Here is a 23838-nt window from a genome sequence, read left to right on the forward strand (position 1 = left end):
CGAAAACGCCGGGGCATGCCCCGGCGTTTTTGTTTGCGCTTCCCGGCGGCCGCGTCAGCGGCGGGCGGCTTCGCTCTGCTCGCGGATGGCGCGGAACTCCGAGCCTTCTTCCCAGTGCGGCCAGCGACGGCTGTTGGCCAGCTCCATGCCCAGGTCGTAGACCAACAGGGTATCGGCGGCGTGGCCAGCCGGATCCCAGCTCGGGGTCCAGGCGTCGCAGGCCTGGTGGTAGCAGTCGGCGAAGTACTTGTCGCGCAGCGCACGGCCGGCTTCGACGCCACCGTCCAGCTTGTCCAGGCCCGGGCCAATGGTGATCGCCGGCACGCCCAGGCGGGCGAAGGCGAAGTGGTCGGCGCGGTAGAAGAAACCGGCTTCCAGGTTCGGGTCCGGGGAGTAGCTGCGCCCACGGGCCTTGGCCACGCGCTCCAGGTCGCCTTCCAGCGAGACCCGGCCCTTGCCCCAGGAGGCGATGTCACGGGTCGCCCCGTCCGGGCTGAACATCTCGATGTTCAGTACCGCGGCGGTCTTGTCCAGCGGGGCCAGCGGGTGGGCGGCGTAGTAGCTCGCACCCAGCAGGCCCTTCTCTTCGGCAGTCAGCGCGACGAAGTACAGGGTGCGCTGCGGCTGCGGACCAGCCGCGAACACGCGCCCCAGTTCCAGCACGGTGGCCACGCCGGTGGCGTTGTCGATGGCACCGCGACGGATGCGGTCGCCTTTGGCGTCGGGCTGGCCGATGCCGAAGGCATCCCAGTGCGCCGAGAAGATCACCGCTTCGTCGCCGTGCGTGCCGCCGGGCAGCTTGGCCACCACATTGCGGGTGATGACCTGCTCGCGCTTGAGCTTGAACTGCGCCGACAGCTTTGCGTCGCCCAGCGCCACCGGCTGGAAGCTGGCGTTCATGGCCTTGCGCTTTTCGGCATCGAAATCCAGACCAGCGTCGCGGAACAGCTGCTCGGCCAGCGCACGCTGCATCCAGCCGCGCACCGGCACGTGCTGGGCCAGCGCCTGCTCCTGGGTGCGCTCGATGTCGAACAGCGGCGAGGTGCCCGAGCTCTTCACGGTGGCCCAGCCGTACGCGGCCGGCGCGGTTTCGTGGACGATCAGCACGCCCTGCGCGCCGCGACGGGCGGCTTCTTCAAACTTGTAGGTCCAGCGGCCGTAGTAGGTGACGGCCTTGCCGTCGAACGCGCCCGGTGCTTCGGCTTCGAAGTCGGCGTCGTTGATCAGCACCACGGCGATCTTGCCGTGCAGGTCGACGTCCTTGTAGTCGTTCCAGTTCCGCTCCGGCGCGTCGATGCCATAGCCGACGAACACCAGCGGGGCGTCCTTGATGTTCACCTCAGCCTGCGGGCGCAGGCTCTGCAGGGTGACGTCGACGCCATTGGTGAGCGGCTGTGACTTGCCCTTCTGGCGCAGCTGGGCGCGCACCGGGCCATCGACCTGGGCACGCACCATCGGCACCGGCTGCACCCAGCTGCCGTCCACGCCGCCGGGCTGCAGGCCCGACGCCTTGAACTGCTCGATCAGGTACTGCACGGTGCGCTCTTCGCCGGGGCTGGCCGGTGCACGACCTTCGAATTCGTCCGAGGCCAGCACGCGCACGTGGCGCGACAGCGCCTGCGGGTCGATGCCACCGCCGGGCAGGTCGTTGGCCGCGTAAGCCAGCCCTCCCGCAAACAGACAGGACGACAGCAGCAGGATGCGCATCGGATTCACGGCAGTACACCAGGCAAAAACGGAATGCCAGAGTGTAACGTGACATTCCGATGACGGCGCTATCGCCGATCCCGATCCAACCAGCACGCCAATCCCTGCGCGTTGAGCTCGATATCCATCGCCAGCACCCGCACCACGGCCGCCTCATCCAGCCGGCAGCCGTGCGCCATTGCGCGCTCCACATACAACTCGGTCAATGCCGCGACCAGACAACGATGGCGGTCCGCACGTCCATCGCACTGGCGGCCAATCTCGACCATCGCATCGATCTGCTCGATCAGGTCCGCGCCCAGCTTGGGAATATCCCCTACGCGCCCGAAGTGCGTGAGATAGACCGACTGCGGCTGCAGTGCCAGCAGGCGACCGATGGAATGCTTGAGCGGCTCCGGGTCGAACTGCACCGGTGAGGACGTCGGCACCACGAATGCACCCTGGTCGCTGTCCAGTTCGCGGTAGGACAGTCCAAAGGTATCGCCAGTGAACGCGCTGCGGCTGCGCTCGTCCCACACGCACAGGTGATGACGGGCGTGACCGGGCGTGTCGATGCACAGCAACTGACGGCCGGCCAGGTCCACGTGGTAGCCGTCTTCGGCAATCACCACGCGCTCGGCCGGCACCGGCAGGATCGGACCATAGCTGCGGGCGATCTCCTCGGCCCCGTAGACTTCGGTGGCTCCGGCAATCAGTCGTGCCGGATCGATCATGTGTGGCGCGCCGCGCGGGTGCACCACCAACTGCGCGTTGGGCAGCTGCTGCATGAGCAGGCCCGCGCCACCGGCGTGGTCCAGGTGGACGTGGGTGACGATCAGCCAATCGACCTGCTCGGGGGTGAAGCCCGCCCGCGCCAGTGCAGCCAGCATGGCCGGCACCGAGAGCCCGGTGCCGCAGTCGATGAAGGCGGCGCGGCCGGCTTCGGTGATCAGATAGGCGGCACCGAAGTCATCGCGCTGGAACGCGGTGTCGATGGTATGAATGCTGGGGTCGATAGGCATCTGTGCCTCCCTGGCAGTGAATCGGTGGGCGTCGCCCGTGGATCGATACTGCACAATCTACGCCGAACCGGCGGGTGCCTTCGATTCTGCTTTGGTCGCACGTCGCGCCAGCCAGCTGCCGCGCAGCAGTACTGCCAGCACCAGCACCGCCAGGAAGGCTCCGTAGGCGTAGAGCACGGCGAGCACCTGCCGCCAGATAGGGCCGGCGTCACCCTGGACCACGCCGATATGGTGGCCCCAGAGCATGGCGACGGCGCTGAGGGCGAAGGCCAGCAGCAGGGTGAGGGTGTCGAAGGCGCGGCGCGCGGTGGTACGGGGTTCGCGCGGGAACCACCAGAACAGGGCACCCAGCAGGGTGAACCAGGGCAGGAACAGCAACAGAGACAGCCAGGGCATTGCGGTCATCCTGTTGGGGATGACCGGATGATGCCATGGTCGGTACGCCTCAGGCGTCGCGAAGGACGGCCAGCGCAGCCAGGACCTGGTCGACTTCGGCTTCCAGCTTGAACAGTTCGCTCTGCAGCTGGTCGCCCTGCTCGGCCTGCTTGAGCACGGCGATCAGCTGGCCGGCATCGCGCGGCGAATCGAAGCCTTCGCTCTGGATCAGCAAGGTGCCGTCGCTGGCCTGCAGCTTGAAGTAGAAACGACCGTCCTTCTCGCGGTACTGCTTGAACAGCGGCGGTGCAGCGCGCAGTTCCTGCGTATCGTCGGCGATGGCCTCGCGCGCGGTGGACAGATCGCGCAGACCCACCGCATGGCGCAGTTCCTTCAGCAGCGGAATGGCGTACTGCTCGCGCAGCTGCTGGCCGCGACGACGCAGCAGCGCCTCGATTTTCTCCGGCTCGGCCATCAGCGCGTCATAACGCTCGCGCAGCGGGGTGAGTTCTTCATCGATGCGATCGAACAGCTGCTGCTTGGCGTCGCCCCAGCTGATGCCGTCGGCAAAGGCCTGGGCAAACGCGGCGGTCTGCTCCGGGCTGGCGAAGGCCTGGTACATCTGGAACAGCGCCGAGCCTTCGGTGCTCTTGGGCTCGCCCGGCGCACGCGAGTCGGTGAGGATCGAGAACACCAGCTTCTTCAGCTCCGCGCGCGGGGCGAACAGCGGAATGGTGTTGTGGTAGCTCTTGCTCATCTTGCGACCGTCCAGGCCGGCCAGGGTGGCCACCTGCTCGTCGATCACCACGTCCGGCAGCGGGAAGTACTCCTGGCCGTACACATGGTTGAAGCGCTGGGCGAAATCGCGCGCCATTTCGATGTGCTGGATCTGGTCGCGGCCGACCGGGACGCGGTTGGCCTTGAAGATCAGGATGTCGGCGGCCATCAGCACCGGGTACATGAACAGACCGGCGCTGATGCCGGCGTCTTCATCCAGCTGCTCCTCGCGGTTCTTGTCTACCGCCGCCTTGTAGGCATGGGCGCGGTTGAGGATGCCCTTGCTGGCGATGACGGTCAGGAACCACATCAGCTCGGTGGTTTCCGGAATGTCGCTCTGCCGGTAGAACCACACCTTGTCCGGGTCCAGGCCGCAAGCCAGCCAGCTGGCCGCGATCTCCAGGGTGGAGCGCTGCGTGCGCTCGGGCTCCTGCGCCTTGATCAGGCTGTGCAGGTCGGCCAGGAAGAAGAAGCTCTCGATCTCCGAGGCCTGGCTGGCGGCAATGGCCGGGCGGATGGCACCGACATAGTTGCCCAGGTGGGGCGTGCCGGAGGGGGTGATGCCGGTAAGAACGCGGGTGGTCATGGGGGAAATCATGTCGGACAGGTAAACGCCCCCAGTTTACCTTGCCCCGGCGCAACCCCGTTGGCCCGGCTGACACGTTCAACCCGATACCTTCCCAGCGGATGCGCTGCCATGAGACGCCTGACCCTGCCCCTGCTTGCCGTGCTGGCCCTGACCGGGTTCAAACCCTACCCGCCAGACCCGGGCCAACGCTCACCGGTGGAACTGAGCATCGTTGACCGCGACCAGGGCAGCGAGCTGCCGTATTACAGCCAGCGCGGCCAGCGCTGGGTGGCCGGCCAGAACGGCCATCCCTACAGCCTGCGCCTGTACAACCGCAGCCCCGAGCGGGTGCTGGTGGTGTTGTCGGTGGACGGATTGAACGTCATCAGTGGGCAGGTGGCCGCCCCGGACCAGACCGGCTATGTGCTGGAACCCTGGCAGCGCGCGGACATCACCGGCTGGCGCAAGTCGCAGCACGATGTGGCGCAGTTCGTGTTCACAGACCCGGGCCGCAGCTACGCCAGCCGCACCGGCCGCCCGGACAACATCGGCGTGATCGGCATGGCCGTGTTCAACGAAGTGCCGCAGTTCCGTCCGCCGGTCGCGCCTGCGGCACCGATGGCGCGCGAGCGGTCCCAGGCCGCCGAGTCCGCCGACCGGTCGCTGTCTTCCGTGGAGGTTACCGGCTCTGCCGCCCGCGCTGCATCTTCGCCGGCCCCTGCGCTGGGTACGGGGCATGGCGCACGCGAGTCTTCGTATGTGGGCAGCACCGAGTTCCGCCGGGCCAGCCGCATTCCGGTGAAGCAGGTGGCCGTGCGCTACGACAGCGAGCGCAACCTGATCGCGCGCGGCATCATCGCCCGTCCGCGACCGATTGCGGGCGAGCCGCAGGCCTTTCCGGGTCAGTTCGTGCCGGACCCGCCGCCGTACCGGGGTCGTTGAATCCAGGGTGCAGAACAGAAAAACGGGCCGCAATGCGGCCCGATCTTCCCTGCCAGCGGCTGGAATCAATGGAAATCGGGGTAGTCCTTACGCATGGCTTTTTCGAAGTCGCGCACTTCGGTTTCAGCACGATCGCGCGCCCAGCCATAACGTTCCTGCAGACGGCCCGCCAGGTACTCGGCGTTGCCCTCAGCCACCTTGAAGTCGTCGTCGGTCAGGTCGCCCCACTTGGCCTGCGCCTTGCCCTTCAGCTGCGTCCACTTGCCGGAAATGATGTCTTTGTTCATGGGTTGGCATCCTGTTGGAACGGCAATGTCGCCGCAGGTGCAGAGTGCGCAATCGCGTGTTGGCCGACGGTCAAGCGTGAATGAAAGCGATACTCACGTCGTTGAACGGGCAGACAGCGGTGTGCAGCGCACATGAAAAAAGCCGGGTTTCCCCGGCTTTTTTCCGATGCCTGCTGGCCACAGCCAGCACGGTCATCAATTGCCCTTGGCGGCGTCTTCGACCTTTTCGCCGGCCTTCTGCACATCCTTGCCGGCACCGGCAACGGTGTTGCAGCCAGACAGCATGGCAACCGAGAACATCGACAACAGCATCAGTGCAATAACACGCTTCATGGGCTTCTCCTCAAGGTTCAAAATCGGCACCGCAAATCGGGTCCCACCTGTAAGACGAGCACCGGCCCGTCTTCCTGATCGCGGTGACCTCGCCGCCGTTTCCGGCAGCGCCGCCGCGTGGGTGCAATCTCGCCGTTGACGCGTGCAATCGATGTGAACACGCGACCGGGCTTGTTCAGCCGGCCGCAGGGAAGTACGCCGGAAGCACTCAGTCGCGCATCAGCGTGGACTTGCCGAACAGACTTTCCACCAGGTCCACCGCGACCTCCGCGGTGATGTTGCGGGTGTCCAGCAACGGGTTGAGTTCGACGATATCCAGCGAGCCCATCTGGCCGGTGTCGGCAATCATCTCCATCACCAGCTGGGCTTCGCGGTAGTTCACCCCGCCCATCACCGTGGTACCCACACCCGGGGCGATGCTCGGGTCGAGGAAATCGACATCGAAGCTGACGTGCAGATGCGTGTTGGCATCCATCCCGGCCAACGCCGCTTCCACCGTGCGCTTCATGCCTACCTCGTCGATGTAACGCATGTCGTACACATCGACCTTGTGCTGCTTGATCAGGCGCTTCTCGTCCGGATCGACCGAGCGGATGCCGATCTGATGGACCTGCTGCGGCGAGATCGCCGGCGCGCTGCCCCCCAGGTGGGTGAGCGCCTCCGGACCCAGCCCGCACAGGCAGGCTACCGGCATGCCGTGCACATTGCCGGAAGGGGTCACCTCACTGGTGTTGAAGTCGGAATGCGCGTCCAGCCACAGCACGCGCAGATTGCGCCCCTGCTCACGGCACCAGCGCGCCACGGCGGTGATCGAGCCAATGCCCAGGCAGTGGTCGCCGCCGAGCATGATCGGCACCCGCCCGTCCTGCAGTTCGGCGTAGGTGGCGTCCATCAGCGCGCGGTTCCAGGCCACCACCTCATCCAGATGACGATAGCCCTGCTCCGGGGCGGTCCACGGGTTGCGCGGGCCGTCCAGGTTTCCGCAGTCGCGCACGTTCACGCCGCGCGCTTCCAGCGCCTGGGCCAAGCCTGCGATCCGCAGGGCTTCCGGCCCCAGCCCCGCGCCGCGATGACCGGCCCCCACGTCGGTGGGTACGCCAATCAGGGACACCGGGGGAAGACGCTTGCTCATGCTGACTCCGAACACGTGAAATGGGTCCCCTCAGTCTAGTGATGTGATGCTTTTCACACTCGCGGCGTTGCAGCACCCAACGCATGCGCATGGCCCATGCGCAGCACGGCCTGCGCCACGCCGTCGAGCCGCGACGCAGCGTGAAAGCCTTGTGTGTCAACGGTTTGACATGCATGTGAGAGGAAGTGTGATTTACCTTTCATTAGCCAAGATGACACCCTCTGCGTGATACATTTCGCGCTTATTCGCAGTCCTGATTGACTAACCCGCAACGGGTTGGTCTGTCGTTCGTCGTGTTTAGGGGGCAGTACGTGCAGCGCAGCAACATTCATCAGATCGTCCGCAACGCCAGTGGCGAAAGCCAGCCGGCGCGCCAGCTGTATGACGCCGCCGCCATTGAAGATGCCTTCCGCCAGGCCCGCGAACGCGAGTCGGGGCTGACCCTGCTCATGCTGTCCACCGCTGACGGTCGTGCCGTCGCCGAAGATTCGGCACTCGGCGTGGACGGCCGGCGCCTGGCCGCGATGGCCAACTCCTTCCTCACGCTGGGCGAAACCGTTTCGCGCGAGCTGGCACTGAGCGAAGCCGACTACGCCACCATCTGCACCAAGCTCGGCAACGTGGTGCTCATCCGCATCAGCGCCGACAAGCCGCTGACTCTCACTGCGGTTGCCAGCCACGACGTCAACATGGCGGTGCTGCTGTTCCACGCGCGCGAATGCGCCGGACGCCTGCACGCCCTGCTGCCGTCACGCGCGGGCTGATCATTTCCGTTTACTGTGTCCTACCGGCAGGCATCTGCCTGCTGCCCCCTGTGTCTGAGCAAAAAGGATTTGTCGTATGCCGAATCATTCGCTTGAAAAGCTGAACTCCCTCGCCGGTTTCGTTGGTGCGGCCCTCGTTGACGGTGACAGCGGCATGGCCCTGGCCATGGCTGGCGGTGGCAACATCAACCTGGAACTGGCAGCAGCCGGCAACACGGAAGTCGTGCGTGCCAAGCGCCGCGTGGCGACGTCGCTGGGTCTGTCCGATTCGATCGAAGACATCCTGATCACGCTGGACACGCAGTACCACCTGATCCGCCCGCTGGAAAGCAATCCGATGCTGTTCCTGTACGTGATCATGGATCGCAGCAAGGCCAATCTGGCGATGTCGCGCCACGAACTGAAGGCCATGGAAAAGACCCTGGACTTCAGCTGATCGCGTGAGGCTGCGCGTGCGTGGCACCCGCCAGCGGGTGTCGCGCGCCCGCCCTGCGACCTGTCCCGATGAATACCCCTCTTCGTAGTTTCCGCGTGGCCGCCGCGGGCCTGGACGTGCTGCACCAGACCCGGTTGAAGCTGGCCTGTTCAATGCTGCTCGCCGAGCGCATGGACGTGCAGTTGATCCCCTGGAGCGGCGAAGCCGACCTCCTGGTGATCGGCCTGGACCATGCCGACGCCGCACGCACGCTCAGTGAAGCCAACGCCTCCAACGTGCCGATGCTGTCGATCGCGCGTCGCTACGCCGACGCCGCGCCCGGCCGGCTGCCGCACGGGGCCACTGTGCGTGACATCAACGAGCAACTCTCCAGCCTGCTGCTGACCGCGCCCGCCGCGGTAGCAGAGCGCCCTGCGCCGGGCGTTCCGAAGCTGCTGCGCCTGGCCCAGATGCGCGCTGGCGCGGATCTGCACCTGCTGCAGCGTGGCGGCATCAGCGCACTGGTCGATACCCGCACGCGCAGCATCGCACTGCCGGCCTCGCTGACCCTGGCCGAGCTGGTGGCGCAACTGGATGACAGCACGTGGTCGTCGGAAGTGATCGACGCGGCCACGTTCCAGCACCAGTACACCTATCGCCTGCCGCAGCGCCATTCGTTCGAGGCGCTGTACTTCGCCCTGGCGCGCTACCGTCCCGAGCTGCTGCCGGCCCTGGATTCGCAGCCGACGCTCAAGCTGCGGCACTGGCCCGACCTGCATGCCGATGACGTGCCAGCCAACTGGCTGCTGGCCATCGCCTGCCTGCACGCCCGCCCCTGGCAGCCGGCCGCACTGGCGACGGCTTGCCATCTGCCGCCTAACACGGTGGAATCCCTCTTCTGTGCTGCTGTTGCCAGTGGCCTCGCTCTGAATCAGGAAGCCGCCGTGCCCAGCCCCACCCGCCGTAAAGACGCCAGCGACTCACGTTTCTTCTCGTGGGTGGCGCGCCGCTTCGGCCTGACGCTGTTCCAGGGAGGCCAGTGATGACCCTGCCCGCCAACAAGCTGGTGTTCGTCGGCAGCATGGGAGCCGGCAAGACCACCGCCGTGCGCGCCATCTCCGACATCGAGCCGGTCAGCACGGAAATGCCGCTCAGCGGCGACACCGTCGGCGAAAAGGTGGAAACCACCGTCGCGCTGGATTACAGCTCGATCGAACTGGACGACGGTGAACTGCTGCACGTGTACGGCGTACCCGGTCAGCGCTACCTGGATTTCATGTGGCCGATGGTGTGCGAAGGCGCGCTCGGGGTGATCGTGCTGGTCAGCGCCGGTCACCCGGAAGCGGTGGAATCCACGGTGGAGCTGCTGCAGGAGTTCTCGCGCATTGCGCCAGAGGCGAGCCTGGCCGTGGGTGTGACCCGCTCGGATGAGTACCCCGCGCTGCTGATTCCGGAGTTCCGCAACGCGCTGTTTGAGGCCGGGCATCGCTTGCCGGTGATGCGCGTGGATGCGCGCTCGGCGACCCAGGTGACGTTCCTGGTGAAGTCGTTGCTTTCGTATAGGTACGCCGAGACGAACTAATCACTCACTGACGTCAATGAGTACGCGCCGGTCCATTGCCATGTCGGCGGTCGGCTCGCAGCACGCCCATATGATTCTGCTGATCCCGAGTCTTAATCGAGGAAATCCTATGAGTGACGTGTTTCTTGAACATATTGAGCGCGCGTTCAAGGCCGAACTACCAAGCGTCATCGAGTATAAGATGCGTCCATCCAACAATTCGTTGTGGGTATCTTTCGAGAGTGAGGCGGACTTTCTGAAGGCAGTCCGTTCAGCCTCTGGAGTGAACATTGGCCTGGAGGTTGGCTGGCGGTTCGGTGTGGAACGAGAAGAAGGGCTCGGTATCAGCGCCTGCTACCTGCGCTTTGATCTTGCCAATAACTGCATTGATGAGCGATTGACTCTGTTTCTGAAGGACTTGGCCCTGCCCCGCAGGAGATAGCGACGGAGCCGCGAGAGGGCCGCCGCGCTTCAGAGAGTGGTGCCGACACCCGGATTCGAACTGGGGACCTACCGCTTACAAGGCGGTTGCTCTACCAACTGAGCTATGCCGGCACAGGCATGACGCGCGCCGGTTGCCGGCGCGGATGGCGATTCTAACGCAGGCGGGCGCATTCCAGCGAGCGCTGTTGCGCGGCCCCACTGCGCTGACGGGCTGCATTGGGGCTGGCGGCGTCCGCCAATGTCGCATCCACCCACCACTGGGCGCTGCCGTCGCCGCCGCTGGCGACCAGCCGGGCGTTGAATCCGGCGGCGCTGAGCGCGGCCATGCGCCGTTCTGCCCCTTCGCGGTTGCGGTACTGGCCCAGCGCGATCGCGTTGGCGTCTTCGCCCTGGCCAAGGATGTAGTAGTCGCTGATGCCGGCGGCGGCAATCCGCTTGACCAGGGCCTGGGCGTCCTCGCGGCTGGCTGAGGCCGGCATCATCACCCGGTAGGTGCTGGCCCCGGCATTGGGCACCTCGCGCAGGCGTGAGCGCTGCAGCAGGTTGCCTGCTTTGCCCTGGGCGGCGATGGCGGTGTCGCGATCAGCAAATGGGCCGAGGCTGAGGCATTGCGCGGGTGCAGGTGCAGGTGCGGGAGGGGTGGGCGCGGGTGCCGCAGCGACCGGCGCGGCGGGCGTGGGCGCGACCGAAGCCGCTGCCGGCGGTGCAGCGGGTGCGGCGGTGGGAGCCGCGGGCGATGCCGGCGGAGTTGCCGTGGCGTCGGTCAGTGGCGCAGTCGAGGCCGCCTCGGGTGCGGCAGCAACGGGCGCGGCCGCCGGTGTCGCCGGGGTATCGAGGAACTGCAGGCGGGCCACGCCGGCCGGCGCTTCCACCGGGGCAGGTACCGGTTCGCCGCGCAGCATCCACCACAGCGCGACGCCCACATTGAGAATGGCAAGAACAACGATCAGGGCACGGGTCAGCATGCGCCCGATCCTACCGTGCCGCCGGTGGCTGATGCACGGCCCAGCGCGCGAGGCCATCCAGCACCAGCGCGGGATGGAACTGCGCATCGGGCAGCAGTGGCATCAGCGCCGGAGCGCCGCCGCCGTGAATCAGCAGCATCGGCCGGGTGCCAAGCACCTCGGCGGCACGCTCGCGGCTGCGCTCGATCAGGGCGATGGCCGCGCCATCGCAACCGGATGCCAGCGCGTCGGCGGTGTCATTGGCGAATTCGCTGTACTGCCCACCGCTGGCCGGCAGTTGGACCGCGCGCGCCTGCAGGGCTTCGCGCATGGTGGTCGGCGAGGCCGCAATGCGCCCGCCGTGGTGCTGGCCGTGCGCGTCGAGCAGGTCGATGGTGAGCGCAGTACCCACGCCTGCGACCACCACCGGTTCGCGGCGATCCACCACGGCCAGCAGGGCCAGGTAGCGGTCCACGCCGAACCTGGACGGGTCGGCATAGGCGATGCGCAGGCCGGCAAACTCGGCTTCGGTGTGGGCGACCCGCACCTGGCGGAAGCGCTGCCCCAGCACGTCCAGCATGCTGGCAGTCAGCGCCTTGGCGGCCACGCTGGCGACGAAGGCAGTGTCGCCGGAAGGCAGGTTTTCGATCTCCTGCGCGGGCATCGCTTCGGCCCCGTGCGGCCACGCCTGCACGTCACCAGCGCGCACTCCCTGCAGCGGCGCGAACTTGAAACGGGAATTCCCCAGGTCGAACAACCAGTCGCTCATTGCGCCCTCACGCTGACTTCCCCGGCATGGAACACCCGCTCCACGCCATCAATGCACACGCGCAGCGCACCGTCCTCGGCCAGGCCCAGCGCCTGCCCTTCCTGCCAGGTGCCACCGTCCTCCACCCGCACCGTGCGCCCGGCCAGGCTGTCGAGCGCGGCATAGCGCACCAGGAACGGGGCCAGCCCGTCCTGCTCGAACAGCTCCAGCGCCGGCAGCAGATGTGCCAGCAACTGGGTGACGACGGCGTTGCGGCTGACCTCGCTGCCCAGCAGCGTGGAGAGATCGGTCCATGGCTGGGTGATCTGCGCGGCGAACGCCGCTGGCATGCGCACGTTGATGCCCAGGCCGATCACCGCCCGCGCCGGGCCGGCGAACTCGCCACCGCCCTCGACCAGCAGGCCGCCCAGCTTGTGCCCGTTGACCACGATGTCGTTGGGCCATTTCAGGGCGACCTCATCGACACCCTGCGCCTTGAGCGCCTCGGCCACGGCGACGCCGGCGACCAGGCTCAGTCCGCCCAGACGTGACAGGCCGCCGGCAAAGCCACGCAGCACCGACAGGTAAATGTGAGCGGCCAAAGGCGAGGCCCATTCACGGCCACGGCGGCCCCGCCCGCTGGTCTGGCGCTCGGCCAGCAGCACGGCCGAACCGCGCTGCGGTGCGCTGCACCGCAGCAATTCAGTATTGGTCGAACCGACATTCCAAGCCACCTGCAGGTCGTCCAGCAGCGGCCCCAGCGCCGACGGCAGTGCGGCGCGGATGGCGGCCGCGTCCAGCAGCTCGAGCGGCTGCTGCAGCTGGTAGCCATCGCCGGCGCGGCCGTCGATTTCGATGCCAGCCGCCCTAAGTCCTTGAATTCGCTTCCAAATGGCAGCACGGGTCTGGCCAAGTTCGCGCGCCAGCGCGTCGCCTGACAAGCGCCCGGCGCTCAGTTTGGCCAGCAGTTGGCGGTCGTCCACGGCAGTGTCCATCGGGTCATCGGGAAAATTATGCGGGAAAGCGCCAGGCCGCGCCCGCCCAGGGGTTCCAAAACGGGACCGGAATCGGGCTAGAATCGAAAATTACCCCGCCCCCGCCGGATGTCGACGATGCGCCTGTTCGCCCATTGCCTGCTTCTGCTGACGGCCCCGATGGCCGCGCACGCTTCCGATGCGCTGACCCAGCCGGGCCGGGGTGGCTGTGCGTATTCCTCCGCCGAAGCTGAGCGTACGGCCCCGGCCAACCCGCCGGCCAACAGCGCGCCGTCCAGCAACAAACCCAGCGTCTCCCCGACCGGCAGCACCGGCGGCGGTGGCGACGATGACGTGCTGCCGCGCCTGCGCGCGCCGAAGTGGCACAGCTTCCTGCCGGGCATGTTCCGCTGATCCAGTCGTTGCTGCAGTGGCTGCGGCCCGGTCCGCGCCCCATTCCGGATGAAGACTGGCAGCACACCTGCCAACGCACCGCGTGGTTGCGCGGCCTGCCAGAGACAGAGCGCACCCGCCTGCGCGAGCTGAGTACGACCTTCCTGCACGAGAAGACCATCACCCCCGTGGGCGGACTGCTGCTGCAGGAGCGCGACGCGGTGTTGATTGCAGCGTTGTGCTGCCTGCCCCTGGTGAAGCTGGGCGAGGCAGGCCTGCAGGGATGGTCGCAAGTGCTGGTCTATCCAGAAGGCTTCGTGGTGCCGCAGAGCGAGGTCGACGAGGACGGCGTGGCGCACGAGTGGGAAGAAGATGCGATCGGTCAGGTTTCGCATACCGGCCCCCTGCTGTTGTCCTGGCACGACGTGCAGGCCGAGCTGGCGCACCCGCACGAAGGAGCCTGCGTGGTGGTGCATGAAATGGCGCATCGGATCGACATGCTGGACGGCGTGCTGGACGGCACGCCGCCGCTGCCGCGCGACTGGCAGCAGGCATGGGCGGCGGATTTCCAGGCGGCGTTTGATGCCCTGTGTGCGCAGGTGGATGCCGGCACCGAGACCGTGATCGACCCGTATGGGGCCGAAGCACCGGATGAGTTTTTCGCGGTGGCGACGGAGTACCACTTCTCCGCGCCGGATCTGCTGGAACAGGAGATGCCGGCCGTGGCCGCACATCTGCGGCGGTTCTATGGCGAGCCGCCGGCGCTTCCCGGCTGACCCGGTAGGTGCCAACCCCTGGTTGGCACGCTTTACGGTCCCGGCGGCAGCTTCACTTCAAACCGCGCACCACCCAGTTCGGGCGAACGCTTCACCTGCAATTCGCCGCGGTAGTCCTTGATCAGGTCCTGCACGATCGACAACCCAATGCCGTGGCCCTGCACGCGCTCGTCGCCACGCACACCGCGCTGCAGCACCTTGGCGATGTCGTCCGGGGCGATGCCCGGGCCATCATCGTCCACCGACAGCAACAGGCCGGCGCGTCGTACACCGGGCGCAGTCAGCGGCTTGGCGGTCAGCAGTACACGGCGGTTCGCCCACTTGAACGCATTCTCCAGCAGGTTACCCAGCAGTTCCTGCAGGTCGCCGGGCTCACCGTGGAAGCGCGCGGCCTCGTCGATGTCGAATTCGCACAGCACACCCTTGCTGGCGTAGACCTTTTCCAGCCCGCGCACGATCTCTTCGGCGTTGGATTCGATCGGCAGCGGCGCGGAGAACAGCTTGTGGCCCGATGATGCCGCGCGCGCCAGCTGGTACGACACCAGGTTGTTCATGCGGCGCAGCTGCACATCGAATTCGTCCCGCAGGTCCTGGTCCTGCGCGCCACTGTCCAGCTGCGTGCGCAGCACCGCCAACGGCGTTTTCAGACTGTGCGCGAGGTCCGCCAGGGTGTTGCGCTGGCGCTCGAGGTTTTCGCGTTCGCTTTCGATCAGCGCATTGATGCTGTCGGTGAGCGGTTCAAGTTCGCGCGGATGGCGTTCGCTCATGCGCTCGGTTTCGCCGCGCTGGACCTTGGTCAGCTCGGTGATCACGCGCCGCATCGGGCGCAGGCTCCACTGCAGAATGACGGTCTGCAGCAGCAGCAGGATCAACCCGGCACCGCCCATCCAGAACCAGACCCGGCCACGGAACACGCGCAGCTGCGCGCCCAGCGCGCGCGAGTCTTCCATCACATAGATGGTGTAGGGGAATTCGGTGGCGGGATCCGCGTCAGCGTCCCACACCAGGCCCAGGCCGTAGCGGTACACCGAGCCTTCGCTGCCATCGATCTGGATCATCGGCAGCGGCCCTTCAAAGACTTCCTGGCGCGGTGCGAGCAGGCCACCACCCACGGTCGGCAGCATCGGGCCTTCGGCCGACATGGAGTTGCCCTTGCCGTCCGGCATCACCACCTGCAGGTACAGACCGCTGCCCGGCACGTCGAAACGCGGATCCGGTGGCTGTTCGCGGATGTAGAGCGAGCGGTCGCGGGTGAAGTCGATCCCCGCCGCGTACGCAGTGGCGTAGTTCTTCAACCGCTCGCGCAGATTGGCGCGAGCGGTATCGGCGAAGGCGGCATCCAGCGCGTAGCCGGCGATGGCCAGGAAGGCCAGCAGGCTCACGCTGGCCGCCAGCAACTGGCGTGCCTGCAGTGAGCGCGGCCGCCAGCGTTTAAAGAACCACAGACGGCCTGACATCATTCAATCGCCAACGCTGAAACTCAGCCCTCGTGGTTGCGCGGAATCGCGAAGCGATAGCCCCGGCCACGCACGGTTTCAATCGGCTTGAGCTCACCGTCGGCGTCCAGCTTCTTGCGCAGGCGACCAATGAACACTTCCAGCACGTTCGAGTCGCGGTCGAAATCCTGCTGATAGATGTGTTCGGTGAGGTCGGCCTTGGAGACCAGTTCACCGGCATGCATCATCAGGTATTCCAGCACCTTGTACTCGTAGCTGGTGAGGTCCACGTTGCTGCCATTGACGCTGACCGTCTGCGCGGCGAGATCGAGGGCAACCGGGCCGCATTCCAGCGTCGGCTTGCTCCAGCCAGCGGCACGACGCAGCAGCGCGTTGACGCGGGCGAGGAGTTCTTCAACATGGAACGGCTTGACCAGGTAGTCGTCGGCACCCTGCTTGAGGCCTTCGACCTTGTCCTGCCAGCTGGAACGGGCGGTAAGGATCAGCACCGGGAACTTCTTGCCCTCGTCGCGCAGCGCCTTGATCAGTTCCATGCCCGACATCTTGGGCAGGCCCAGATCGATGATGCCGACGTCGAACGGCACTTCGCGGCCCATGTACAGACCTTCCTCACCGTCCTGCGCAGCATCGACGGCAAAGCCTTCGCGCTTGAGCCGGGCTGCCAGTGTTTCCCGCAGCGGGGCTTCGTCTTCGACCAGAAGGATACGCATGAACTCTCCCTAGTGTCCTGGGTGTGGCCTGGGGCCAGTGGATTTCGTTGTTGACGGCCAACTATCCCTGTTCAGGGGTTATCGCCGCGTAGTGATGACATATCCGACCGGGGCGTGCGGGGCTGTGAACGTGGCTGCGCCGGGTCGTCCATGTAGCGGACGCGACCCCGGTCATCCATGTACTTCACGCGGTTGATGTCCCGCCCGTCGAACGGCACCCGTTCCGCCCCCAGGATGTGACCCCCGGTGGTGCGCTGGACCCGACGCACCGCGTCGGACAACGACCGTTCCTGCGGCGCGCTGCGTGCGGCCCGCATGGCCTCGGCCCGGGCCGGGTCCGGCGGGGGCATCTGGGCGCTGGCACTGCCAACAGCAGCGACGGCACCCGATGCCAGCAGGGCGGCGACAGCAAGACGGCGGTGGCGGGTCACGAAGAACATCGGTTTGATCCTAGCGGACGGCGTCAAAACGTTCAAAAGTTGTGAATCGGTCGGGACCCGCCATCGGCGAGCACTTTACGAATCTTTTGCAAATTCTTGGTTTTACGCAGTGAATCCGGTCTGAACTTTTCCGGGTACCCCGTGGCTACGTTCATCTAAGTGAACCATAGCGGGAAAACGCCAAAAGGATCAAGCAGCGGCCGTGACCGGGGTCACGGCCGTTCAGGTCAGGCGGCGACCCGCTCAGCCTGGGCGCGGGTGATCTCCAGCGCCTGCTCGATGAGGCTCCAGTCGGCCCCCGGGCGATGTGCGCCCTCGCTGAGCACCTGGCGGAACGCGCGCCCACCGGGCTGGCCGTGGAACAGGCCCAGCAGGTGGCGGGTGATGTGCTTGAGGGCCAGGCCGCGCTCCAGCTGGGCCTCGATGTAGGGGCGCATGGCCCGCAGCAGGGCCTCGCGCGGCTGCAACGGCGCACCGGTCTGGGCGGCCTCCAGCTGATGCAGCACGTAGGGGTCGTGATAGGCCGCACGGCCGAGCATCACGCCGTCCAATGCCGGCAACTGCGCCTGGCAGGCCTCGACCGTGGCCAGCCCGCCGTTGAGCACGATGGGCAGCTGCGGGCGGTCGGCCTTGAGCTGGTGTGCCCACTCGTAGCGCAGCGGCGGCACTTCGCGGTTTTCCTTGGGCGAAAGGCCCTTCAGCCACGCATTGCGGGCATGCACGATGAACATCGCACTGCCGGCGTTGGCGGACTGATCAACGAAATTCACGAAGTTTTCGTAGCTGTTGTCGTCATCGACACCCAGGCGGCACTTCACCGTGACCGGGATGTCCACCGCCGCGACCATTGCCGCGACGCATTCAGCCACCAGGGTGGGCTCGCGCATCAGGCAGGCACCGAAGCGCCCGGCCTGGACGCGGTCGGACGGGCAGCCGCAGTTGAGATTGACCTCGTCGTAGCCCCACTCCTGGGCGATGCGGGCGGCCTGGGCCAGCAGCTCGGGATCGCTGCCACCCAGTTGCAGGGCCAGCGGGTGTTCGCTGCCGTCATAGCCGAGCAGGCGCTCACGGTCGCCGTGGATGACGGCGTTGGCGTGGACCATCTCCGTGTACAGCCGCGCGCCCGGGGCCAGCAACCGGTGGAACACGCGGCAATGGCGGTCCGTCCAATCCATCATGGGGGCGACGGAAAGGCGGAGGGAAGCGGCGTAGCGGTCCGCAGCGGTGGAGGCAGGCAGGGTCATGGGCAGGCGGAATATTGGGGGCGGGGTTTACCCGCGCAATCAATAGTTTACCTGGCTGGGGTGAATGGTGGCTTTGGGGGCCACGGATGCGCTGATTACGTCACTCGGAATTCCCAGGCGGATCGCTGGATTGGAGAATCCAAGCCGGTGCGGCCTGTCGCCGTTACGCCGACGGGAGATTGAGAGATGCGAGACACATGGACGCAGGATCAGATGATCGAGCGCTTCTGGAGCGCTGCGAACAAGGGACTGGAACATGAAGTGATCAAGAACCACTCGATCGACCCGAAGCTGCTGGCGATCCGGTTGGTCGCGGTGCATGCCGCCTCGGAGCAGCTTGGGGTGGCGCTGCCGCCGGTGTATCTGCTGCGGAAGGCGGTGCGGCGGTGTCCGCGGTTTTTGCGGATTCGTTGGGTACGGGGACCGAAAGGGACCAGAGCGGTGAGTTGTTGGATATTCAAGGCGCTGGCGGCGGTTGAGTAAGGCGTCAGCTGCCGGCACCTCAGGTCGCGGGATGCGGAGGAATGCCGGCCACTGGCCGGCATTCCCATTTCAGTTCCGCAATACCGCGCAGGCGCAGCCTGCCAGTTACATGCCGCGTGCGCGGTTCTGTTCCTGCTGCTGGCTCTGGTTCTGTTCCTGCTGCTGCGACTGGCCCTGCGCGTCGGCCTGACGCGTGCTGGCTTCGACGCTCTGCGTGGCCGCGTGGTTGTGATCGACCAGCACACGGCGAGAGGCCGCGTCACCGACCGTACCCTGCACGGCGATCACACCGGTGCCGTCGGTACGGGCGAGCACGGCGTCAATCTGCTGCAGACCGGCCGCCTTGGTGGACGCGACCAGCTGGCCGGCCACGCGATCCAACTGCTCCTTGTCGGCGTACAGAGGCGGCAGACCGCCCTGGGCGCGCTGCTGCTCCAGACCCTGCAGCTTGTCCACGGCCTGGTTGAAGCGCCCGTTATCCGCATGCGATGCATCGCGCATGCTTGGCTCCTTCGGAGCCTGCGCCTTCTCGGCAACCGCGTCTTTGAGCGCGGTCAGGGTCTTGTCGCCGGCCTTGCCGTCATCCTTGAGGCCGTGGTCGCGCTGGAACTTCTGCACGGCGGCAAAGGTGTCGTCACCAAAGTAGCCGGAGGTGGACAGCGGCTTGCCGTCCTTGCCCTGGTAACCGAGGGCGGCCAACTTCTCCTGCATTGCCTGGACGTCGTCACCGCGCTCGGTTCTAGTCAGCACGCCGTCGGACATGGCATCGCGCACCGGCGCGTTCTTGTCCAGGGTGATGCGGTCGTTGAGCATGTCGCCCAGGTACTTGCGGAACTGCTCCGGCTCCAGTTCGATGTGCGCATGCACCGCGCCCGGCGAACCGGCGTCGGACTGCTTGATCAGCGGCGCGCCGTACTCGACGTAGTCACCGCTCTTGTACGGCGAGCTGCCGCGTTCACCGTGCAGCACCTGGCCGACAAGTTCGCGGTCCGGGTGGCCCGCCGGGTGGCTGTAGATGCGGACGGAGTTCCACTGGTTCTCTTTGATCTCCACGTAGCCTGCAACCGGATTGGGGATCATCACCTCACGCCGATTGCTCTGATCGGTGAGAATCAGGTCCTTGTGCACCAGCGGTATGCCGTTCCGGTCGTCATCCCAACGGGTGGTCTCCAGCTCGCCTTCGACCATTTCGGATACACGGTCCGCCAGCCTGGCGTTGCCGGTACGCACCGCCTCACTATTGCGACCGGGGTGGTGGATCTGCAACTCACGGTAAGCATCTTCGCCCGAGATGCCATGCTGAATCGTGCGATTCCGCTCATTGTCGGCGCTACCGAACGGTTCAACCACCTTGATGCGCTCACCGGCGGTAAGGTCCCGAACCGGAGCGGCCTGTTCCTGCACCGGTGTAACGGGTGCCACTGGCGCGACCGGTGCGGCAGGTGCCGGAGAAGGCACCGTCGGCTCAACCGGAGCTACCGGGGGCACAGGCACGGCCTGACCCGCATTGCCCTGCTCGCGCACCACATTGTCCAGTGCCGTCAGCGTATCGCCGCCGGCCTTGCCGTCCTCCTTGAGCCCGGTGGCCTTCTGGAACTCACGCACGGCGTGCTCGGTGTTTTCACCGTAGTGCTTGTCAGCCTTCAGCGGCTGTCCGTCCTTGCCGGTATAGCCGGCCTGGATCAGCTTGTTCTGCAGTGCTTCGATCTCGTCGCCGCGCTCGCCCCGCACCAGTACGCCATCGGCCATGGGATTTGCGCGACCACGCCCGGCCGACTGCTTCGGTTCGGGTTCGCCGAAGGCCTGCTCGTAGGTTTTGCCTTCATATGCCTGCGGATTCTGGCTCACCTCGTGATGGCGAGCCACGCCTACCAAGTCATCCTTCTCCGCAATCGCGCGGCTCAGAATTCCCGGCCATCGGCTGGGTGAATTTTCGAAGTTCAGCTCCACGTTGGCGATTTTGTAATCCTGCGCCGCGCGCACGATCTGCTCATCGGTCAGGTCGGCGAGATTGTAGTTGTCGCCGTATGCATTCCTGAGTCCCTTCTGGAACACCTGCAGGGTCAGGCCGGTGTACTGAACCGAGGTGCTCCACAGCGCATCCTGCACCGCTGGGCCACGGCCAGACAGATCGATACCCACCTTCTGCAGTCGTTCCATCTGCACGTCGTAGTACAGAATCTTGGCGAAATCGTGCTGATCCTTGGCAAATGCGATCGGGTCGGCAGCGGCGATCTCCTTCCAGCGTTCGCTGAAAGCCGGCGTGCCCGGCTCCAGGCCTTCGAACTGGCTGCCGTAAGGAGAGACCGACAGATAGCGGGCGACGCCGCCGGTCTTGGTGGAGTACTGGTACGTGCCGTATGAAATGCCGCCGTGATCGCCGACTCCGGTGGAGATATGGCCAGGCCCACGGCCGCCAGACTCCCGTTGCTCCGATGTCTGACCGATGTGCCAGCTTTCCATCTTCTGTTTCGACTGAGTAACAAGATCCATTTCCTACATTCCTTTGCGGGTGGAATTACTTCGAACTCACCATATCGGCCAGCGCTTCCAGCGCGCGCGCCCGGTTGGCGTAGCGATTGATGTAACAGGACTCCGACTCGCCGACCGGACGTTGTTGCTGGTCATCGCGGCAGTTGGTGTCGGTGTGGCGCATGTATTCGGCCTGCCAGTTCATGACCTCGTCCTTGAAGTAGCTGTCCGGACCGGCGTCGATCCGGTTCAGCGCGGCGCGCATCCGCCCCTGCTGGTAGGCGAACTCCTGCTGCTGGCAGGCCTGGATCTCGGGCATCACTTCGTCGCTGGCATTAATGCACGCCTGGTATTGGTGCCGCAGGTCCGCAGTGGTGTAGGAATCGTCGAGGCCAGGGCCCATGTCGTCTTCGTCATCCGCATCGTTGGCCGGCGCTGCCGGTGCCTGGGGAGCGGCTGCTTCTGGGGTGTCGGCCGGGGCCGGAGCCGGTGCGGTAACAGCGGGTGCCGTGGCGACGGGTTCGGCGGCGACCGGCGGTGTGGCGGCAGCTTCTGAGCTCGCAGCAGATTCAGGGGCTGCCGGCTTGCACGCCGCCAGAGCCAGGCAAAGCGCCAGCACCGCGCAACGGCGAGCGCCTGCGCTGACGGACGGATTCCAGGTATTCAACATCGCGTGTTGCATGTTTCGCTTCTCCCTGCGTATTGCCGCGCCAGTGCGACGTCGGGCAGTTGATGAAACTCCATTCTGCACAGCAGATCGTTACCGCCCGTCGATACAGTCCCCGCATCCGGCCGGCAGCCTTCCCCAAGGCTGTGCTGCGGCGATTGTACGGGATCGGCGTCAAATAGATGACGCGACCTCCCGAGGACGGTTGACCCACCATTCAGATCAACTACTTAGGCGCATCTTTCATGGGCTGTCACGGGGAACATGCACAATGAGATGACCTCCTCCCTGCCCGGCACCATGCGCAGCACCCGTCCTTCCCGCTTCGACCCCACCACCGAACAGGGCGTGCTGAGCCTGTCGATTGCGGCCTCATTTGCGATGGCGGCTGCCGCCGTCGCCTTCGGGCTGCTGGCCAACTCGTCGCTGATCATCTTCGACGGCATCTATGGCCTGATCGATGTGGTGATGACTTGGCTGTCGCTGCTGGTTGTTCGACTGATCAGCCTCTCGACCAACGTGGACGCATTGCAGTCGCGCTTGAACCAGCGCTTCACCATGGGTTTCTGGCATCTGGAGCCGATCGTGTTGGGCGTCAGCGGCACACTGATGATCGGCGCGGCGCTGTATGCGGCGGTCAATGCGGTGGATGCACTGATGTCCGGTGGACGGCATATCGCGCTGGGGCCCGCGATTGTGTTCGCGGTGCTGTCGATCATCGCCGAAAGCGCCTTGGCAATCTTCGTGCGGCGAGCGAACCGACGCATCGGCTCGGAGTTTGTGGGGCTGGATGCGAAGAACTGGATGGTGGCCGCTGCGATGTCCGGCGCCTACCTGCTGGCGTTCGGCGGCGGCTGGCTGCTGACGGGGACGCAGTGGGCCTGGGTAGTGCCCTACATCGACCCGGCCATTCTGCTGGTGGTCTGCGCCTTCGTGGTGCTGGCTCCGCTGGGGACGGTGCGGCGCGCACTGTCGGACATTCTGCTGATCACCCCTGTTGACCTGCAGACGCACGTGGATGAGGTGGCGCGTGCTGTGGTGGCCAAACACGGCTTCATTGAACACCGCAGCTATGTGGCCAAGGTCGGGCGCGGCGATCAGATCGAGCTGTTCTTTGTAGTGCCGGAGAATGATCCGCCGCGTGCGTTGATCGAATGGGACCGGCTGCGCGATGAGATCGGGGAGGCGCTGGGCGAGGAGTCGCCGGATCGGTGGCTGACGATCATGTTTACGACGGATCGGGAGTGGACGATCTGAGGCATGGCGCTGGCGTCGTTCAGATGACTGTGACTCTCGCCGTTACCGTGAAACCCGCACGCATCTCAAATTGGACGCCCGGCTGAAGCCGCTCGACCGGACCCTCAGGGACAAGGAAACGCGCCGTCGCGCGGGTCGGCCCTGTACTGGGCACTTCGGAAAACTCAAGCACGATGCTCCAGGCACCTGCGGTGTCGTCGTACCCCGCGAAAGTTGCCATGGTCACATGCCTGGGGGGAGCGGGAATGCGTCCACCCGGCCCCACGACCCACTCTACTAGAACAGGCACTGGCGGGTTCATTCGACGCTCCTGGGCGCTTGCGGGATAGGGAAATCTCCGTTAATGGTACATAGGCTGCGGATCCGTTGCATTCGGGCACGCGCTCGCCGAGCATTCAAGGATGCAACTACTTGTATTCAAGGTGTCGACTGATCCCGCATACGTTCGCGTTGACGCGATGAATTCCCATCGCGTTCCATCAAAGGAGTGACGTTCGTGAAACATGGAATTCTGATGCTGCTGGCCCTGGCATTGACGACGGGAGCTGCAGCGGCCGAAAGCCCTTCGTCGGCCATCATGATGACCCAGGACAGCTGGGACACCGAGCACGCTCAGGGTCAGGCGGTGCTTGCGTGGGTCGGCGCACACGCGCCCAAGTTCGCGCCGATAGCTCAGCGAGGCACCGTGAAGGTGGAGCGCGTACAGCGTTTCGCTGGGGCGGCGGACATGCGGTCGTCACCGTCCGCCGCGCTGCCTGAGAAGGGTTCACCGGGTGAGAAGTACAGCGTCGAGAACACGCTGTTGGACGGCACGGTGCAGTCCTGGTCGTTCCAGTGGGACGATACGTCCAGCAGCGAAGGCGGAAAGTGGGTGGTTACCGCCTACACCTATCGGAAGGGTAGTGATCCGCGCAACACCCAGTAGCACGTAATCTCGATGCTCCGCCGTGGCGCCCCATCAGGTCGC

At 65.8% G+C, this 23838-nt stretch carries 27 protein-coding genes and 1 tRNA gene; 11 read left to right on the top strand and 17 right to left on the bottom strand.

Annotated features, from left to right (window positions below; translation table 11 throughout):
- Positions 1–54 precede the first annotated feature (54 nt).
- The 4 genes from QMX83_RS01985 to QMX83_RS02000 all read right to left on the bottom strand — a co-directional run bounded on the left by QMX83_RS01985 (position 55) and on the right by QMX83_RS02000 (position 4446).
- Entirely contained in the window at positions 55–1707 is a 1653-nt protein-coding gene (locus QMX83_RS01985; protein WP_282295009.1) for a M28 family metallopeptidase, read from the bottom strand.
- 68 nt (positions 1708–1775) lie between these two features.
- Positions 1776–2708, bottom strand: a complete 933-nt coding sequence (locus tag QMX83_RS01990; RefSeq protein ID WP_282294984.1) for an MBL fold metallo-hydrolase — start codon at positions 2706–2708, stop codon at positions 1776–1778.
- Between the two features lie 57 nt (positions 2709–2765).
- Positions 2766–3104 (bottom strand): hypothetical protein, encoded by a 339-nt coding sequence (locus tag QMX83_RS01995; protein WP_282294985.1) that lies wholly within the window; start codon positions 3102–3104, stop codon positions 2766–2768.
- A gap of 49 nt (positions 3105–3153) precedes the next feature.
- Positions 3154–4446: a tryptophan--tRNA ligase gene (locus QMX83_RS02000; protein WP_282294986.1), complete on the bottom strand. Its 1293-nt coding sequence runs from the start codon at positions 4444–4446 to the stop codon at positions 3154–3156.
- 111 nt (positions 4447–4557) lie between these two features.
- On the opposite strand from QMX83_RS02000, the gene QMX83_RS02005 reads away from it, so the two are divergent.
- Entirely contained in the window at positions 4558–5370 is an 813-nt protein-coding gene (locus tag QMX83_RS02005; RefSeq protein WP_282294987.1) for a hypothetical protein, read from the top strand.
- Between the two features lie 65 nt (positions 5371–5435).
- Here QMX83_RS02005 and QMX83_RS02010 read toward each other — a convergent pair whose 3' ends face one another.
- The 3 genes from QMX83_RS02010 to rocF all read right to left on the bottom strand — a co-directional run bounded on the left by QMX83_RS02010 (position 5436) and on the right by rocF (position 7122).
- Positions 5436–5657, bottom strand: coding sequence for a CsbD family protein (locus QMX83_RS02010; RefSeq protein WP_282294988.1), 222 nt, complete (start codon positions 5655–5657; stop codon positions 5436–5438).
- 195 nt (positions 5658–5852) lie between these two features.
- Positions 5853–5990: an entericidin A/B family lipoprotein gene (locus tag QMX83_RS02015; protein ID WP_282294989.1), complete on the bottom strand. Its 138-nt coding sequence runs from the start codon at positions 5988–5990 to the stop codon at positions 5853–5855.
- A gap of 208 nt (positions 5991–6198) precedes the next feature.
- Positions 6199–7122, bottom strand: a complete 924-nt coding sequence (gene rocF, locus QMX83_RS02020) for an arginase (protein WP_282294990.1) — start codon at positions 7120–7122, stop codon at positions 6199–6201.
- A 311-nt stretch (positions 7123–7433) separates the two neighbouring features.
- Here rocF and QMX83_RS02025 point away from each other — a divergent pair, with 311 nt between their 5' ends.
- The 5 genes from QMX83_RS02025 to QMX83_RS02045 all read left to right on the top strand — a co-directional run bounded on the left by QMX83_RS02025 (position 7434) and on the right by QMX83_RS02045 (position 10304).
- Entirely contained in the window at positions 7434–7886 is a 453-nt protein-coding gene (locus QMX83_RS02025) for a roadblock/LC7 domain-containing protein (protein WP_282295010.1), read from the top strand.
- Positions 7887–7962: 76 nt separating this feature from the next.
- Positions 7963–8322, top strand: a complete 360-nt coding sequence (locus tag QMX83_RS02030) for a roadblock/LC7 domain-containing protein (protein WP_125359704.1) — start codon at positions 7963–7965, stop codon at positions 8320–8322.
- Positions 8323–8390: 68 nt separating this feature from the next.
- Positions 8391–9344, top strand: a complete 954-nt coding sequence (locus QMX83_RS02035) for a hypothetical protein (RefSeq protein WP_282294991.1) — start codon at positions 8391–8393, stop codon at positions 9342–9344.
- Positions 9344–9883, top strand: coding sequence for a GTPase (locus QMX83_RS02040; RefSeq protein ID WP_282294992.1), 540 nt, complete (start codon positions 9344–9346; stop codon positions 9881–9883). The genes QMX83_RS02035 and QMX83_RS02040 overlap by 1 nt, the downstream gene beginning before the upstream one ends.
- 109 nt (positions 9884–9992) lie before the next feature.
- Positions 9993–10304 carry a hypothetical protein gene (locus QMX83_RS02045; protein ID WP_282294993.1) on the top strand — a complete coding sequence of 104 codons (312 nt, stop codon included), beginning with the start codon at positions 9993–9995 and terminating at the stop codon, positions 10302–10304.
- A 37-nt stretch (positions 10305–10341) separates the two neighbouring features.
- Here QMX83_RS02045 and QMX83_RS02050 read toward each other — a convergent pair.
- From QMX83_RS02050 to birA, 4 genes are all read right to left on the bottom strand, one after another.
- Positions 10342–10417: transfer RNA gene (locus tag QMX83_RS02050), tRNA-Thr, on the bottom strand.
- A 41-nt stretch (positions 10418–10458) separates the two neighbouring features.
- Positions 10459–11271, bottom strand: a complete 813-nt coding sequence (locus QMX83_RS02055; protein WP_282294994.1) for an SPOR domain-containing protein — start codon at positions 11269–11271, stop codon at positions 10459–10461.
- Positions 11272–11281: 10 nt separating this feature from the next.
- Complete coding sequence (locus tag QMX83_RS02060) at positions 11282–12019, bottom strand: type III pantothenate kinase (protein ID WP_282294995.1); 738 nt, start codon at positions 12017–12019, stop codon at positions 11282–11284.
- Positions 12016–12993 (bottom strand): bifunctional biotin--[acetyl-CoA-carboxylase] ligase/biotin operon repressor BirA, encoded by a 978-nt coding sequence (gene birA, locus QMX83_RS02065; RefSeq protein ID WP_282294996.1) that lies wholly within the window; start codon positions 12991–12993, stop codon positions 12016–12018. The genes QMX83_RS02060 and birA overlap by 4 nt, the downstream gene beginning before the upstream one ends.
- Positions 12994–13110: 117 nt before the next feature.
- Here birA and QMX83_RS02070 point away from each other — a divergent pair, with 117 nt between their 5' ends.
- Positions 13111–13386 (top strand): hypothetical protein, encoded by a 276-nt coding sequence (locus tag QMX83_RS02070; protein WP_282294998.1) that lies wholly within the window; start codon positions 13111–13113, stop codon positions 13384–13386.
- Positions 13353–14141, top strand: coding sequence for a M90 family metallopeptidase (locus QMX83_RS02075; protein ID WP_282294999.1), 789 nt, complete (start codon positions 13353–13355; stop codon positions 14139–14141). The genes QMX83_RS02070 and QMX83_RS02075 overlap by 34 nt, the downstream gene beginning before the upstream one ends.
- Before the next feature lie 32 nt (positions 14142–14173).
- Here QMX83_RS02075 and QMX83_RS02080 read toward each other — a convergent pair whose 3' ends face one another.
- From QMX83_RS02080 to dusA, 4 genes are all read right to left on the bottom strand, one after another.
- A complete protein-coding gene (locus QMX83_RS02080) occupies positions 14174–15598 on the bottom strand; it encodes a sensor histidine kinase (RefSeq protein ID WP_282295000.1) in 1425 nt (474 codons plus the stop codon).
- Between the two features lie 23 nt (positions 15599–15621).
- Positions 15622–16308, bottom strand: a complete 687-nt coding sequence (locus tag QMX83_RS02085; RefSeq protein ID WP_125360089.1) for a response regulator transcription factor — start codon at positions 16306–16308, stop codon at positions 15622–15624.
- A gap of 71 nt (positions 16309–16379) precedes the next feature.
- Positions 16380–16748: a hypothetical protein gene (locus tag QMX83_RS02090; protein WP_282295001.1), complete on the bottom strand. Its 369-nt coding sequence runs from the start codon at positions 16746–16748 to the stop codon at positions 16380–16382.
- A 227-nt stretch (positions 16749–16975) separates the two neighbouring features.
- Entirely contained in the window at positions 16976–17992 is a 1017-nt protein-coding gene (gene dusA / locus QMX83_RS02095; RefSeq protein ID WP_282295002.1) for a tRNA dihydrouridine(20/20a) synthase DusA, read from the bottom strand.
- A gap of 213 nt (positions 17993–18205) precedes the next feature.
- On the opposite strand from dusA, the gene QMX83_RS02100 reads away from it, so the two are divergent.
- Positions 18206–18475 carry a hypothetical protein gene (locus tag QMX83_RS02100; RefSeq protein ID WP_282295003.1) on the top strand — a complete coding sequence of 90 codons (270 nt, stop codon included), beginning with the start codon at positions 18206–18208 and terminating at the stop codon, positions 18473–18475.
- Between the two features lie 105 nt (positions 18476–18580).
- Here QMX83_RS02100 and QMX83_RS02105 read toward each other — a convergent pair whose 3' ends face one another.
- Entirely contained in the window at positions 18581–20968 is a 2388-nt protein-coding gene (locus tag QMX83_RS02105; protein WP_282295004.1) for a peptidoglycan-binding domain-containing protein, read from the bottom strand.
- Positions 20969–20993: 25 nt separating this feature from the next.
- A complete protein-coding gene (locus QMX83_RS02110) occupies positions 20994–21629 on the bottom strand; it encodes a hypothetical protein (protein ID WP_282295005.1) in 636 nt (211 codons plus the stop codon).
- A gap of 285 nt (positions 21630–21914) precedes the next feature.
- Here QMX83_RS02110 and QMX83_RS02115 point away from each other — a divergent pair, with 285 nt between their 5' ends.
- Both QMX83_RS02115 and QMX83_RS02120 read left to right on the top strand, forming a co-directional pair.
- Positions 21915–22871: a cation transporter gene (locus tag QMX83_RS02115; protein ID WP_282295011.1), complete on the top strand. Its 957-nt coding sequence runs from the start codon at positions 21915–21917 to the stop codon at positions 22869–22871.
- A 496-nt stretch (positions 22872–23367) separates the two neighbouring features.
- Positions 23368–23796, top strand: coding sequence for a hypothetical protein (locus QMX83_RS02120; RefSeq protein WP_282295006.1), 429 nt, complete (start codon positions 23368–23370; stop codon positions 23794–23796).
- The last annotated feature ends 42 nt before the right edge of the window (positions 23797–23838 follow it).

Source organism: Stenotrophomonas sp. PS02289, from assembly GCF_029960115.1.
GTDB lineage: Bacteria > Pseudomonadota > Gammaproteobacteria > Xanthomonadales > Xanthomonadaceae > Stenotrophomonas.

Excerpts from the sequence above, each read along its gene's own strand:
- QMX83_RS01985 (WP_282295009.1), bottom strand. The coding sequence starts at position 1,707 with ATGCGCATCCTGCTGCTGTCGTCCTGTCTGTTTGCGGGAGGGCTGGCT.
- QMX83_RS01990 (WP_282294984.1), bottom strand. The coding sequence starts at position 2,708 with ATGCCTATCGACCCCAGCATTCATACCATCGACACCGCGTTCCAGCGC.
- QMX83_RS01995 (WP_282294985.1), bottom strand. The coding sequence starts at position 3,104 with ATGCCCTGGCTGTCTCTGTTGCTGTTCCTGCCCTGGTTCACCCTGCTG.
- QMX83_RS02000 (WP_282294986.1), bottom strand. The coding sequence starts at position 4,446 with ATGACCACCCGCGTTCTTACCGGCATCACCCCCTCCGGCACGCCCCAC.
- QMX83_RS02005 (WP_282294987.1), top strand. The coding sequence starts at position 4,558 with ATGAGACGCCTGACCCTGCCCCTGCTTGCCGTGCTGGCCCTGACCGGG.
- QMX83_RS02010 (WP_282294988.1), bottom strand. The coding sequence starts at position 5,657 with ATGAACAAAGACATCATTTCCGGCAAGTGGACGCAGCTGAAGGGCAAG.
- QMX83_RS02015 (WP_282294989.1), bottom strand. The coding sequence starts at position 5,990 with ATGAAGCGTGTTATTGCACTGATGCTGTTGTCGATGTTCTCGGTTGCC.
- rocF (WP_282294990.1), bottom strand. The coding sequence starts at position 7,122 with ATGAGCAAGCGTCTTCCCCCGGTGTCCCTGATTGGCGTACCCACCGAC.
- QMX83_RS02030 (WP_125359704.1), top strand. The coding sequence starts at position 7,963 with ATGCCGAATCATTCGCTTGAAAAGCTGAACTCCCTCGCCGGTTTCGTT.
- QMX83_RS02035 (WP_282294991.1), top strand. The coding sequence starts at position 8,391 with ATGAATACCCCTCTTCGTAGTTTCCGCGTGGCCGCCGCGGGCCTGGAC.
- QMX83_RS02040 (WP_282294992.1), top strand. The coding sequence starts at position 9,344 with ATGACCCTGCCCGCCAACAAGCTGGTGTTCGTCGGCAGCATGGGAGCC.
- QMX83_RS02045 (WP_282294993.1), top strand. The coding sequence starts at position 9,993 with ATGAGTGACGTGTTTCTTGAACATATTGAGCGCGCGTTCAAGGCCGAA.
- QMX83_RS02055 (WP_282294994.1), bottom strand. The coding sequence starts at position 11,271 with ATGCTGACCCGTGCCCTGATCGTTGTTCTTGCCATTCTCAATGTGGGC.
- QMX83_RS02060 (WP_282294995.1), bottom strand. The coding sequence starts at position 12,019 with ATGAGCGACTGGTTGTTCGACCTGGGGAATTCCCGTTTCAAGTTCGCG.
- birA (WP_282294996.1), bottom strand. The coding sequence starts at position 12,993 with ATGGACACTGCCGTGGACGACCGCCAACTGCTGGCCAAACTGAGCGCC.
- QMX83_RS02070 (WP_282294998.1), top strand. The coding sequence starts at position 13,111 with ATGCGCCTGTTCGCCCATTGCCTGCTTCTGCTGACGGCCCCGATGGCC.
- QMX83_RS02080 (WP_282295000.1), bottom strand. The coding sequence starts at position 15,598 with ATGTCAGGCCGTCTGTGGTTCTTTAAACGCTGGCGGCCGCGCTCACTG.
- QMX83_RS02085 (WP_125360089.1), bottom strand. The coding sequence starts at position 16,308 with ATGCGTATCCTTCTGGTCGAAGACGAAGCCCCGCTGCGGGAAACACTG.
- QMX83_RS02090 (WP_282295001.1), bottom strand. The coding sequence starts at position 16,748 with ATGTTCTTCGTGACCCGCCACCGCCGTCTTGCTGTCGCCGCCCTGCTG.
- dusA (WP_282295002.1), bottom strand. The coding sequence starts at position 17,992 with ATGACCCTGCCTGCCTCCACCGCTGCGGACCGCTACGCCGCTTCCCTC.
- QMX83_RS02100 (WP_282295003.1), top strand. The coding sequence starts at position 18,206 with ATGATCGAGCGCTTCTGGAGCGCTGCGAACAAGGGACTGGAACATGAA.
- QMX83_RS02105 (WP_282295004.1), bottom strand. The coding sequence starts at position 20,968 with ATGGATCTTGTTACTCAGTCGAAACAGAAGATGGAAAGCTGGCACATC.
- QMX83_RS02110 (WP_282295005.1), bottom strand. The coding sequence starts at position 21,629 with ATGCAACACGCGATGTTGAATACCTGGAATCCGTCCGTCAGCGCAGGC.
- QMX83_RS02115 (WP_282295011.1), top strand. The coding sequence starts at position 21,915 with ATGCGCAGCACCCGTCCTTCCCGCTTCGACCCCACCACCGAACAGGGC.